A 13,571-nucleotide genomic window follows, 5' to 3' on the forward strand; every position below is an offset into this window, starting at 1 on the left:
ATGAAAGCTAAAACCATAATTATCTTAGTGCTGATAGCATTATTTTTGATTATTCTTTTTCAAAACACCCAGGTAGTGGAACTGCGACTGCTTTTCTGGACGATCAGTATGTCCAGAATAATATTATTCCCGCTAACACTGCTGGTGGGTATCATCATCGGCTTTGTGTTGGGGCGTTATGGGAAAAAGGAAAAACCTGTCAGCTCAGGGATAGAATAATAACCATTTCTAAGGAGTAAGCACCATTTGCCAGATTTTATATTTGATGAATTCAAGTTGAACAGGAGTTACATTATAAATGCGTAAGTAGAAAATATGCTCAAACAAGCCACAGGTAACCCACAGGGAGGGTACAGGGGCAGTGCTGCAATTAATAATATAATCTTAACTTCTTTATTTTCAGGGAATAATGAGACTGAATAGCAAAAAAGAGTACCAATGACGGGTTAAAATCAATTACAGGAAGGAAAAAGATCAGAAACGGGACAAACGGATAAATAAAAGCCGGTATAGATGATACCGGCTTTATATTTTATCAATCTACTAATCGATTAGTGTTTGTGGGTAACTGCTTTCACGCAATCACCACTAAATTTGCTGCGTTCAAAGTAGTTAGTGTGGAGAAGTTTGTGAGCCTTGGGAGAATTTGGTTCACCGAGGAAATCAGCATAAGCTTTCATTACTTCTGAATTTGAGTGTGAAGTCCGCTTTGCCAGACCAGCATCTTCCTTATAAAGACTCTGTCCACGACGGGCACGGTCAGCAATACTAGAGCCAAAAGGCTGTCCACCGCCACCAACACATCCACCGGGACATGCCATGATCTCGACAAAGTGGAATACTTCACCAGCAACAATGCGTTCCATAAGTTTACGAGCATTACCCAAGCCATGAGCAACAGCAACGTGGAGCGGTAATTCACCGCCACCAGCGAGAGGAACCACAAGGTCAGCTTCTTTGATACCAGCCATTCCACGAACAGGCATCAGATTAAGATCAGCCATTTCAGTTCCTGAAAGTACTGCATAAGCTGTTCTTACAGCAGCTTCCATCACACCACCAGTAGCACCAAAGATAGTGGCAGCACCAGTATATTCACCAAGAAGGTTATCAGCTTTTTCTTCCGGGAGGTTTTTGAAATCAAGACCAGCTTCTTCTACCATGCGGATAAGTTCACGTGTGGTGAGTACATAATCCACATCCTGATATCCGCTATCGTTCATTTCAGGGCGTTGAGCTTCAAACTTTTTGGCTGTGCAAGGCATTATTGAGACACATACTATTTTAGAAGGATCAATACCTTCTTTTTCAGCAAAGTAAGTTTTTACCATAGTACCAAACATCTGCTGAGGTGATTTACAGGTAGAAACGTTTTCCGCTACGCAGGGGAAATATGTTTCCATGAATTTGATCCAGCCAGGTGAGCAGGAAGTGATCACTGGTAATTTACCACCGGTTTTAACGCGGTTAATAAGTTCAGTGCCTTCTTCCATAATGGTAAGATCGGCAGAAAAATTAGTATCAAATACACGGTCAAAACCCATCCGACGAAGAGCTGCGTACATCTTACCCACAGTAACCTCTTCAGGGTTCATCCCGAATTCTTCACCGAGAGTAGCACGTACAGCAGGAGCTTCCTGAACAACTACGTATTTTTCTGGATCTAAAAGTGCATCCCATACTTCATCAATATGAGTTCTCTCGCGCAATGCACCCACTGGACAATATACGGTACATTGACCGCAATTAACGCAGGGGCTGTTTGCCATACCCTTATCAAAGGAAGTAGTGATAGTAGTTTCAAAGCCACGACCATCAAGAGTAAGAGCAAAAACTGTCTGAGTTTCAGCGCAAACTGTTATACAGCGACCGCAATTGATACATTTATTAGGATCACGAATAATTGAGGGGCTGGTATAATCAACTGGTTTTTTAACCAGCAGAGACGGGAGCTCAGAAGTCTGAATTCCCAGATGATATGCCATATCCTGCAGTTCGCATTTATTATTTTGCACGCATGTGGGGCAAACCACATCATGATTGCTTAAGATCATTTCCACAAGGGTTTTTCTTAAGCCTCTAAGTTTGTGACTATTAGTAGTAACCTTCATATCTTCCCAAACGGGAGTACAGCAGGCACGCTTGATAGGTGATTTTTCTATTTCCACTACGCATACGCCGCAATTTGCTGTGGGCGGCAGGTCCGGGTGATAACATAAAGTTGGAATATTCTTTTCTGCTTTTTTGGCAGCAGAGATGATTGTAGTCCCTTCGGGAACCTGAACCTCAATACCATCTACTGTGAGGTTTATCATCTTAGACATATTTTCCTCCATTTCTATTTTTTTATTTTAATTTTTTAGTAAAATCTGCTCTAAAATGTTCCAGAGCACTCTTCACAGGCATCACAAGGCTTTGACCCAAAGCGCAGAAAGATGTATGGAACATGGTATCTGCGATAACTATCATGTTATCAAAATCTTTTTCTGTTCCTTCACCTTTTCTGATCTTAGAGATCAATTGATAAAGCATCTCATTTCCATTAGCACACGGTGAGCACTTGCCACAGCTTTCATGACGGAAAAATCTGATCACTGAATAAAGCAATTCTACTATATCTGCTCTTTCATCCATCACCAGAATGGCACCTGATCCCAGAACAGCTGCATATTCACGCAGGCTGTTATAGTCCATGTTCACATCAAGGCGTTCCGCTGGAAGAAATACTCCAGCAGCTCCACCAACCAGAGCAGCCTTAAACTGATGCCCTTCTTTTATTCCACCGCCAAATTCGTCAATAATTGTTCTCAATGAAGTTCCCATATCCACTTCACAGAGTCCTGGCAGATTCACGTCACCCATGATAGTGAAAACCTTTGTGCCATTACAACCTTCCGGTCCATAATCGGCAAACCATTCAGCTCCATTAGTAATGATGCCGGGAACATTGGCAATAGTTTCCACATTATTCACAACTGTAGGTAATTTCCATGCACCTTCCACTCCTGGGAATGGTGGTTTACTGCGAGGGTTACCGCGATTGCCTTCCATACTTTCTATAAGTGCTGTTTCTTCTCCACAAACATAAGCTCCAGCACCGATTTTAATATAAATATCAAGATCAAAACCGCTTTCAAAGATATTCTTACCCAAAAGACCATATTCATAGGCATCTTTGATAGCTATTTCCAGTCTACTAATGCAAAGTTTATATTCACCACGAATATAAATATATGCTTTAGTGGCTCCTACTGCAAAAGATGATATCATTACACCTTCCAGCAGTTTGTGAGGATCTCCTTCCATGATCAACCGGTCTTTAAAAGTTCCCGGTTCACCTTCATCGGCATTGATCACAAATAATTTCTGCTTCCCCTGAATAGGAGCAGTGAAAGACCATTTGAGACCTGTTGGAAAACCTGCTCCACCACGACCACGCAAGCCAGAGGCTTTCACTTCATCAACTATCTGTTCGGGCTTCATATTCAGCAGGGCTTTTTCCCAGGCTTCATAACCACCAACAGCCAGATAGTCATTTATATCTTCTGGATTGATCTTACCGGAATTTTCCAGTACTATCCTGTTTTTATAATTGAAATCATAATGTTTTTTAAGAGGAGCTTTAAGGGTTAAGCGACTAACCGGACGTCCCTTCAAAAAGTGTTCGGTCACTATTTCAGAAATGTCTTCTTTCTGCAGGTTCACATAAGTGATCTGATCAGGATATACCGTCATACTCACACCAGTACCGAAAAGTCCCAAAGTACCGGTTTCCAGAATATTTATCTCATCTGAGAGATTATTTTTCTGTAATTCGCTGCGTAATAACGCTTCTAATTCTTTAACGCCTGCGGACAGGGAGGTGTCATCGATACCGATAAGAACATGACTGCGATAAAATTTCATTATTCGCCTCCCTTATATGATTTAATTATTTTTTCCAGTTTTTCTTCTGTAAGATCACCATATACATCTTCATTTATCATCATTACCGGGGCATTACCACACACACCCAAACAGGCACATAATTCCAGTGTAAACAGCCCGTCGGTAGTGGTTTCACCTATTTTTACATTCAATAATTCTGCCAGTTTGATAAGCATATTTTCGGAACCACGATGAAAGCATGGTGGGGATTCACATAATCTGATTATGTTCTTACCGCGAGGTTTAGTGCTGAACATGGTATAAAAGGTCAGCACACCGAAAATATGGGAAGGTTGAATGTTAAGATATTCTGCCACCTGATGCACTGTTTCTTCTGAGATATAGTGCTGGGGGTCAATATCCTGGATCTCATGCAATATATAGATGAGATTCTCTTTTTCCGGAGTATATTTACCGAAAATCTGTTCGTACATAATTAATCTCCGATTATTTTTTTATTTGTCTGTGGATACCACATAGTCATTTACTACCCGACCATTAACTATGTGTTCTGCCACGACTTTTCTTGCTTTGGCAATATCCATATTACCATACGTTATCGCAGGTTTGCCACTCTCAATTACATCTACTACGGGTTCCATTGATGATAATCCTTTTTCACCTGTCTGGGTCACAATGACATCTTTGATACCACGCTGGGTTACTTCATCAAGGATAGCTTTCATCACATCACGAGCTCCCATTGCTATCCCGGAAGTTCCCATTCCAACCACAACTTTAAAACGATAGTCACTGTCACGTAACTTCATATCCTGTTGTGCCTTCTCCCGGATTTTTCTTAATTCATCCAGTGTCTTCATAAATCCTCCTGATTTATTTATTTTATTGAATATTTTTATACTATGAACTATATATCTAATAGACAAACCAATCGTCTAAATATTTGGCAGACATCAATCTATAATTCTTTCTTTCAGTTAAAACTCCTTTACACTTCTATCACTATTTTATTAAAATCCAATACCGAAAAGCAGAATTTTACCGTCAAGTGAAAAAATTTATAACCTACAAATTTTATATGAAATTTATTTCACGGTCAGAGTATAGATATAATTTTGGTGATGGTTATTCAAAAAATGAATTGCTTTAATTACATAATAGTTGCCTGATAACGTGCATTGATTTGAATTGACTCACTAAAGACGAGGTAATTATGGATGAGATAAGGGCATTAAAGGAAATTAAGAAATACCACAATGGCAGGTTTGAAATGCTTACCGATCTTGTGGTGCGTGAAATATCTTTCACCATGAATGTGAATAATTGCAGACTGGTAGCAATAGCCTGCTTGCCAGAAAATTTACCGGCTCTGGCATTAGGATTTTTGTTTTCAGAAGGGTTGCTGCTAAATCAAAAAGAAATACTTGATAGTGAATATTTTCCAGCAGAAAACCTGATCAATTTTAAACTGGATATCCCAGAAGAGAGAATACAAAACTTCTTTCTGACTGGGGAAAAAACTTCTGGTTGCGGTTCTACATTATCCTCTGCCCTATCGGGGACCAAAAAGGCTTTCTCTGAGATGAAAATTGAGGCTGAAAATATTTTACAGCAGATGCGCAAATTTCAGCAGGAATCTGCTCTATTCAAGCAAACTGGAGGAGTACATAGTGCCGGGCTTGTGAAAGATGATGAGATTGTGTATTATGCAGAGGATATAGGCAGACATAATGCTGTGGATAAAGTGGCTGGCATGGCTCTGATGAGCCAGAGTGATTTGACGAGTTATTATCTGATCTGCAGTGGCAGGATATCATCCGAAATCGTCAAGAAATGCGTAAGACTTGGTATTCCGCTCATTGTATCACAATCAGCAGTAACTTCTGAGGCTATACGTCTGGGTTGGGAATATAAAACTTTTCTAATGGGTTTTACCCGGGGTAGAAGATTTAATCTTTATACTGGGATTGAAGAGGATATTTTTTAGACTATTTTCTGCAGATCTCTTTGAGTATTAATATTATAGAAATTATTTATATATCTGGTTTCGAAATCAAGAAAGCCAGCTTTTGATCTGGCATAAAAACTACGCACAGAATAATTACCCTTTTTTAGACATTCTTCCAGAAACGGCAGATTTGCCGTGGAATAAATAGCATGTAACGGTTCGATTCCTTCAGCATGTTTAGGAACCAGGATATCTAACATACTGTTTCGATATACAGCAATCTGGCGAAGTATCACATTTGCGTTCAGATAGGGCATATCGCAGGCGAACACAAAAACTGCATCAGTGTGAGCATATTTCATGGCAGCATGAATTCCTCCCAGAGGACCACAATTGATAAATTCATCTTTCACAATCTGCAGAGAGGGAAATCTGCTTATAATTGCTTCTTTACTGGTAGAGATAATAATATTTTCAAAGATGCTCTCCAAAAGCGTCACCTGTTTATCGATCAGGTAATTCCCCTGGATCTTGATCAGAGATTTCTCCCGCTGGATCCTGGTATTTTTTCCACCAGCAAGAATTACTGCGGTTATATTTTTTATTTTCATAATAAAATCAATACTGCCCCGAATTTTCGAGGCAGTATTAAGTTTTATATCTTACTTAGATTTTTTAACGTAAATCCACCAGTAAACCATAGCACACAAAATTCCACCACCTACAAAGTTACCAAGAGTAACTGAAATCAGGTTCTCAGTAAAGAATGTACCCCAGTTAAGTTTAGCTAAAAGATCAGCAGACTTTCCTGAAGCTTCTACAGCTTTTGGAAATGATTGAGAGAAGATACCGGCAGGGATAAAATACATATTCGCGATAGCATGCTCAAATCCAGAAGTTACAAAAGCCATGATCGGGAAGAAGATAGCAAAAATTTTTCCGCCAATATCTTTGGCAGCAACAGCCATCATAACAGCGAGGCATACCAGCCAGTTACAACCAATAGCTCTAAAGAAATACATCAAGTTATGAGAAGCTCCACCATCTACAGTAGCAGCAACTTTGCCATAAGCGATATTAATAGCTGATCCACCAACATCACCACCGGTTAAACCACTCATTTGAGCAATCATCCAGGCAAGGAATATAGAACCTACAATGTTTCCAAAATAAACAATAACCCAGTTACGCAGAAGCTGACCGAGCGTGATGTCCTTATTCATTAAACCAATCATCATCAGGTTATTACCAGTCCAAAGTTCTGAACCAGGAATTATAACGAGCATAAGCCCCACTGAGAATACAGCACCGATGAAGAATTTCTTCAGCCCGAATAAAGCTGTTGTTCCACCAATAGTCCAGCCAGTACCCACAACAGTGGCAAGATGAGCAGCGAAACCGATGAATACTCCAGCTAAAATACCGAGTACAAACAGTTTGATAATGCTGTTACCAGCCTTTGCCTTGCTTACCCCAATAAACGCATTGGATAATTCTTTGGGTGTTAAAAAATTATTCATTCTTTTTCTCCTTTTCTTCCTTTTCTATTTTTTTTTAGGAAATTTTTCTTATTTTTGCAGCGCAAACTTTATATTCCGGTATCTTGGCAATTGGGTCAATTGCCGGATTGGTAAGACGATTTGCAGGTGATTCTTTATAATGGAAAGGAATGAAGATCACACCTGTGGAAATACGTTTGGTAACGAAAGCAGGAGCTGTGATCTCCCCTCTACGGGTAGCAATTGCAATAACTTCGCTATTACCAATGCCCATTCTTTCTGCATCTTCCACAGAGATCATCACCATTGGACCTGCCAGGTTATTTAATCCCTGAGTCTTTCGGCTCATGGTTCCTGTATGGAATTGCTGCAATACTCTACCAGTAGTAAGGATCAGTGGATATTCTTCATCAGGTAATTCATCCGGCTCTTTAAATGCTATTGGGCTGAGCAGACCTTTACCTCTGGCAAATTTATCCTTATGTAAATATGGCGTGCCAGGATGTTCTGTATTAGGACAGGGCCACTGTAAACCAAATCTGCCAACTCTATCCCAGGTGATGCCACCATATTGAGGAGTGAGCTGGTTGATCTCGTCTGTGATGTCCCTGACGCTTTGATAATTCCAGTCTGAACCCATAGCATTAGCTATCAATTGAATGATTTCCCAGTCATTTTTCACACCTTGCGGTGGTTCGATGATCTTATTTATCCGCTGCACTCTTCTTTCAGTATTAGTGAAGTGCCCATCTTTTTCTGCATAAGCAGCAGCAGGCAGTATCACATCAGCATATTCAGCAGTTTCTGTGATGAACATATCCTGCACGACCATGAAATCTACTCTTTCAAAGGCTTTGATCACATGAGTCTGATCAGGATCGGAAAGGAAAGGATTTTCACCCATCACATAGATAGCTTTCACTGTGCCATCATAAGCACCATCGATCATTTCTGTGATTGTGATACCTACTTTATTATCCAGTTTACAATTCCAGGCTTTTTCAAATTTCTCCTGTATAGCCGGTAATGTAACATTCTGATAGCCGGGATATACATTGGGAAGTCCACCCATATCGCAGGCACCCTGCACATTGGATTGACCACGCAGAGGATTTACGCCACCGCCTTCTACACCCAGGTTACCGCAAATCATTTGCAGATTGGCAGTTGTCCAGACATTATCTCTACCCGTAGTATGCTGAGTGATACCCATAGCATAAAAGAGAGAAGCTGTTTTTGCCTGTCCAAACAATTTAGCAATAGCACGCAGAGTATCGGCTTTTACGCCGGAAATTTTCTCTACATTTTCTGGAGAATTTCTATCGAGCATAATTTCAGCTTTGAATTCCTCAAAACCTTCCAGACGATTGGCAACATATTCCTTATCTTCCCAGCCATTTTTCAATATTTCCTGCATCATACAGTTCATCACAGCAACGTCAGTTCCCGGACGATGAGCAGCATAAATTTCAGCATAATCAGCCATGACGATCTTTTTAGGATCAATTACGATAAGCTTGGAATTGCCATCTCGCACTGCCTGCTTAATACGGGCAGAAATTACGGGATGAGCAGCTGAAGTATCAGAACCGATAATCAAAATCACATCTGCTTTCTTGATTCCGGCAATATCATTTGTCATAGCACCACTACCTAATGAAGCAGCCAGACCGGCTACTGTAGAGCTATGTCAGAGACGGGCACAATGATCTACGTTGTTTGTGCCTACCTCCTTTCTGATTAATTTCTGAAACGCAAAATTCTCTTCATTTGTTACTTTCGCAGATGCCAGACCCACGATAGAATCACTACCAAATTCTTTTTTTATAGATGTAAATTTGCTGGCAACCAGAGCAATAGCTTCTTCCCAGCTTGCTTCTCTGAACTTGCCATCTTCTTTGATCAGCGGTGAGGTAATTCTTTCTTCACTTTGCACAAAATCAAAACCATAGCGACCTTTCACGCAGAGCATGCCATTATTTGTTGGTGAGTCTTCCACGCCGGTAATTCGGACTATTTTATCCTGAGTGCGATCAATATGAATTTCCAGGCGACAGCCTACTCCGCAGTAAGGGCACACGGTTTCGACTTTATCCAGCTCCCAGGTTCTGCCGGCTCCAATCGCTCTTTTATCAATAATACAGCCAACCGGACATAATTGAACACATTCTCCACATTGCACGCAAGTAGATGAACCCATGGGCAGATCAGTGTCAAATACTATCTTGGTTTCATAACCGCGATTACCATAATTGAGCACTTCATTGACTACTGTGTGGTTACACCCTACAATACATCTGCCGCAATTGATACATTTTGAGCGGTCAACTACTATAAATTCACTGGAATCATCGATTTCGTAATCATCATCATAAAGATCAAAACTCGATTTGGTGATGCCCAGATAATAGGCAGCATCCTGCAATTCACAATTGCCATTCTGTTCACAGGCAAGACAATCATGTCTTCCTGAAGAAAGTGCCAGATCAATCACTAATCTTTGAGCATCCATAACCTGTTCAGAATTAGTGAATACTTTCATACCATCGGTTACGGGCAGATTACAGGAAGTTTTAAGTCCCGGTGTTCCTTCCACTTCAACTACGCAAGCACGACATTTGGCTGCTTTACCTGTTTTCTCATGAAAACACAGGTGAGGAATATAGATATTATTCCTTAATGCAACCTGCAGAACCTGCTCTCCCGGAGAAGCTTCATAAGCTTTTCCATTTAGATAAACTATCATATAGCTATCCTCCAGTATATTTTTATCATTTCATTCTTGCTAAAAAATCTTCTCTGAAATTATTAATTGCGCTGCTGATGGGCATGCAGGGAGATTGTCCCAGGGCACAGAACGATGCTTTAAACATTCCATCTGAGATGCGGATCATTTCATCAAGATCAGATTCTTTGCCCTTGCCGTTACGGATACCGTCTATCAATTTAAACAGCAGGTTAGTGCCCTTGGCACAGGGAATACACTTGCCGCAGGATTCATGCCGGAAGAAACGCAATACGCTCCACAGCATGTCAACCATATCAGCAGAATGGCTCATCACCAGTATGGCTCCAGAACCAAGCACTGCAGCATATTCTTTAAGAGAATTATAATCCATATTCACATCCAGACGCTGATCATTCAAAAATACGCCTGCTGCTCCGCCTACAAGTGCTGCCTTAAAGGTTTTACCTTCTTTCATACCACCGGCATACTGCTGGATAATTGTCCGCAGAGTGGTGCCCATATCAACTTCACACAAACCAGGAAGCCGTACATCACCCATGATCGTATATACCTTAGTTCCAGTACATCCATCCACACCATGATCTGCATACCAGGCAGCTCCATTAGTAATAATTGCTGGAACATTTGCCAATGTCTCCACATTATTGACGACTGTAGGCATCTGCCAGGCTCCAGCTACTCCAGGGAATGGTGGTTTACTGCGAGGAGTTCCACGATTACCTTCCATTGATTCGATCAAGGCTGTTTCTTCTCCACACACATAAGCTCCGGCACCGATCTTAATAAATATATCCAGATCAAAACCGCTGCCAAAGATATTTTCTCCTAATATCCCATAATCCCGTGCCTGCTCAATAGCTTTTTCCAGACGGGAAATACATAATTTATATTCACCGCGAATATAGATATATCCCTTGCTAGCACCAATAGCATAAGCGCACAGCATCACGCCTTCCAGTAATTTATGCGGATCGCCTTCCATGATCAGCCGGTCTTTAAATGTTCCCGGCTCGCCTTCATCGGCATTCACAACCACATATTTCTGCTTTCCCTTGATAGGTGCCGTGAAGCTCCACTTAAGTCCAGCAGGAAATCCTGCTCCACCACGACCCCGCAATCCCGAAGCTTTCACTTCTTCCAGAACTTCCCCAGGCTGCATACTGGTGAGAGCTTTTTCCCAGGCTTCATAACCACCTACTCCCAGATATTCATCAATATTCTCGGGATCGATCACGCCGGAATTGGCTAGTACGATTCTACGCTTATAATTAAAGTCATATTGCCGTAACTGAGTACTATCCAATATCAGTCTATGAACCGGGCGTCCCTTCAGGAAGTGTTCTTCCACGATCTCAGCAATATCTGATTTTTGTAAATTTACATAAGCTGTCTGCTCAGGATACACCATCAGGCTCACGCCTGTGCCAAACAAACCCAAAGTACCTGTCTCTAATATATTGATCTCATCAATTAAATTATTCTTCTGCAGTTCACTTTTTAATATTGCTTCAATTTCTTTCACGCCTGCTGCCAGTGAGGCATCATCTATACCTATCAGGATGTGACTTCTATAAAACTTCATTTCTCACCCCCTTCTCTGTATGATGCTATAATATTTGCAACTTTTGCTTCGGTAAGGTCACCAAAAACGTCTTCGTTAATCATCATCACTGGTGCATTACCACACACGCCGAGGCAGGCGCAAAGCTCCAGCGTAAATAATCCGTCAGCTGTTGTCTCACCTATTTTAACTTGCAAAAGCTCGCGCAATTGCCGTAAAATGTTCTCTGAACCTTTCAGAAAACAAGGTGGTGACTCACATAACCGGATAATGTTTTTACCCCGCGGCTTAGTGCTGAACATGCTATAAAAGGTTATTACTCCCTGAATGTGAGATACTGATATCGAAAGATATTCTGCTACAATTCCGATTGCTTCTTCTGAAATATAATGCTGTGGATGATGGTCTTGAATCTCGTGCAGAATGTAAATCAGGTTCTCTTTCTTCGGAGCATATTTCCCAAAAATCTGCTCATACATAATTACTCTCCGTTTAGTTTTTATTTAGTTCTTAATTTAATTCTTATTTTGTGGATACTACATAGTCATTTACTACCCGACCATTGACTATATGTTCTGCTATGACTTTCCGTGCTTTGGCACTATCCATATTGCCATAGGTGACTTCCGGCTTCCCTGACTCGATCACATCTACTACTGGCTCCAGTGAAGAAAGTCCTTTTTCACCAGTTTGGGTAACCAGTACATCTTTGATGCCCCGCTGGGCTATTTCGTCGATGATGGCTTTCATAACTTCTCTAGCACCCATTGCTATACCTGATGTTCCCATGCCTACCACTATCTTATAGCGGTAATCACTGCCTCGCAGCTTCATATCTTGCTGCGCCTTTTCCCGGATTTTCCTCAATTCAGCTAATGTCTTCATTAACCCTCCAGATATTTTTTTATTTGATTATTTTACTTGATTTCCTGATATATTTCAACTGTTTGACAGTTAAATAAGTGTCTTAAATTTGCAATCTCAAAACTAAAATCAATTTCTCCCAACTATTCTCCTTAGTTATGGGTAATTTCGCCCATTAATTGACCTATAACGGGAAACCAATTTCCCCCGTCAAGGAAAAAAATCTCACCCCCGTTGATTTACCACTAATATCTCTTAATCGTTCATTTTCTAATGAGTTAGACCTTATATACCATGAAATATTTTTAACTGTATAGACTAAATTTTCACCTCGTTGTAATCCATAATACCTTCCCCGTCAGGTAATACCTACACCACCACCACGAGCTTCCTCTGCACCTGATATTCCTCCCCAATCTTTACCCTCTCCCCGCTTTCACTCTTGAAATCCCAGGTAATTTGAAAAATTCTACATTTTACATTTTCAATTAGCCAATGCATTGCCCCATAATATTAAATATCTCATTCCAGAAAGCACACAAACCTGTTCAGATCAACCATCTAAGGTTATCGAGTTGAGACTTCGTACCCGAAAGATCGACTTGAGAACCGGTCAGTTTCACTCCCCATAATAATACCATTGCGAAGGTACAAGACCATTCACAAGGTGTTCACACTCCTGCCCTGCATACTGATCACGTTCATTCTTTACATTACATTCTTCAGTGTCATTCAGAGCCTTCGTGGTTGAAAAATCTTACATTACATTTCCTTCTCACTTGTTTTCCATCTCAATAATCCCAAATTACTTCACTACAGTCACCTTACGCTGTGCTACATATTTATCACCTGCTTTCATTCTCACTAAATACACTCCGCTGCCCACCTGCTTATCTTTATCATCATCTCCCTGCCAGATCACTGTATGCTCTCCCACAGGTAATACAGCATCAACCAAAGTTCTCACTCTCTGCCCTTTTATATTGTAAATGTTTATCTCTGTGTTCTTAGCGTAATCTGTGGTAGAAAATTCAATTGTCACTTCCGGATTAAACGGATTAG

General features: G+C 40.7%; 13 protein-coding genes. 2 read left to right on the forward strand and 11 right to left on the reverse strand.

Translation table 11 applies throughout. The annotated features are described in order from the left end of the window. Nucleotides 1-219 carry a lipopolysaccharide assembly protein LapA domain-containing protein gene (locus RAO94_03360; protein MDP8321370.1) on the forward strand — a complete coding sequence of 73 codons (219 nt, stop codon included), beginning with the start codon at nt 1-3 and terminating at the stop codon, nt 217-219. Between the two features lie 332 nt (nt 220-551). On the opposite strand, the gene RAO94_03365 is transcribed toward RAO94_03360, so the two are convergent. From RAO94_03365 to RAO94_03380, 4 genes are read right to left on the reverse strand one after another with little or no spacing between them, the layout of a single operon-like run. After that, nucleotides 552-2,324 (reverse strand): NADH-dependent [FeFe] hydrogenase, group A6, encoded by a 1,773-nt coding sequence (locus tag RAO94_03365; protein MDP8321371.1) that lies wholly within the window; start codon nt 2,322-2,324, stop codon nt 552-554. Between the two features lie 22 nt (nt 2,325-2,346). Continuing rightward, a complete protein-coding gene (nuoF, locus tag RAO94_03370; GenBank protein ID MDP8321372.1) occupies nt 2,347-3,906 on the reverse strand; it encodes an NADH-quinone oxidoreductase subunit NuoF in 1,560 nt (519 codons plus the stop codon). After that, nucleotides 3,906-4,361: an NADH-quinone oxidoreductase subunit NuoE gene (gene nuoE, locus RAO94_03375; protein ID MDP8321373.1), complete on the reverse strand. Its 456-nt coding sequence runs from the start codon at nt 4,359-4,361 to the stop codon at nt 3,906-3,908. The genes nuoF (RAO94_03370) and nuoE (RAO94_03375) overlap by 1 nt, the downstream gene beginning before the upstream one ends. A 21-nt stretch (nt 4,362-4,382) precedes the next feature. Next, nucleotides 4,383-4,748 carry a (2Fe-2S) ferredoxin domain-containing protein gene (locus tag RAO94_03380; protein ID MDP8321374.1) on the reverse strand — a complete coding sequence of 122 codons (366 nt, stop codon included), beginning with the start codon at nt 4,746-4,748 and terminating at the stop codon, nt 4,383-4,385. A 353-nt stretch (nt 4,749-5,101) separates the two neighbouring features. Between RAO94_03380 and fdhD the strand changes: the two genes are divergently transcribed. Further along, nucleotides 5,102-5,875: a formate dehydrogenase accessory sulfurtransferase FdhD gene (gene fdhD, locus RAO94_03385; protein MDP8321375.1), complete on the forward strand. Its 774-nt coding sequence runs from the start codon at nt 5,102-5,104 to the stop codon at nt 5,873-5,875. On the opposite strand, the gene RAO94_03390 is transcribed toward fdhD, so the two are convergent. The 7 genes from RAO94_03390 to RAO94_03420 form a co-directional block, all read right to left on the reverse strand. Next, nucleotides 5,872-6,447 carry a molybdenum cofactor guanylyltransferase gene (locus RAO94_03390; protein MDP8321376.1) on the reverse strand — a complete coding sequence of 192 codons (576 nt, stop codon included), beginning with the start codon at nt 6,445-6,447 and terminating at the stop codon, nt 5,872-5,874. The two genes, fdhD and RAO94_03390, sit on opposite strands and share 4 nt — an antisense overlap. A gap of 51 nt (nt 6,448-6,498) precedes the next feature. Continuing rightward, nucleotides 6,499-7,356 (reverse strand): formate/nitrite transporter family protein, encoded by an 858-nt coding sequence (locus tag RAO94_03395; GenBank protein MDP8321377.1) that lies wholly within the window; start codon nt 7,354-7,356, stop codon nt 6,499-6,501. A 34-nt stretch (nt 7,357-7,390) separates the two neighbouring features. After that, entirely contained in the window at nt 7,391-10,081 is a 2,691-nt protein-coding gene (gene fdhF, locus RAO94_03400) for a formate dehydrogenase subunit alpha (GenBank protein MDP8321378.1), read from the reverse strand. A 25-nt stretch (nt 10,082-10,106) separates the two neighbouring features. After that, nucleotides 10,107-11,666, reverse strand: a complete 1,560-nt coding sequence (gene nuoF / locus RAO94_03405; GenBank protein MDP8321379.1) for an NADH-quinone oxidoreductase subunit NuoF — start codon at nt 11,664-11,666, stop codon at nt 10,107-10,109. Next, complete coding sequence (gene nuoE, locus RAO94_03410; GenBank protein ID MDP8321380.1) at nt 11,663-12,124, reverse strand: NADH-quinone oxidoreductase subunit NuoE; 462 nt, start codon at nt 12,122-12,124, stop codon at nt 11,663-11,665. Before nuoE (RAO94_03410) ends, nuoF (RAO94_03405) begins: the two co-directional genes overlap by 4 nt. A 43-nt stretch (nt 12,125-12,167) precedes the next feature. Continuing rightward, nucleotides 12,168-12,530 carry a (2Fe-2S) ferredoxin domain-containing protein gene (locus RAO94_03415; GenBank protein MDP8321381.1) on the reverse strand — a complete coding sequence of 121 codons (363 nt, stop codon included), beginning with the start codon at nt 12,528-12,530 and terminating at the stop codon, nt 12,168-12,170. Between the two features lie 784 nt (nt 12,531-13,314). Then, nucleotides 13,315-13,571, reverse strand: a 257-nt coding sequence (locus RAO94_03420) for a FlgD immunoglobulin-like domain containing protein (GenBank protein MDP8321382.1), incomplete at its 5' end; no start/stop codon positions are given.

The organism is Candidatus Stygibacter australis (genome assembly GCA_030765845.1).
Classification (GTDB): Bacteria; Cloacimonadota; Cloacimonadia; order Cloacimonadales; family TCS61; genus Stygibacter; species Stygibacter australis.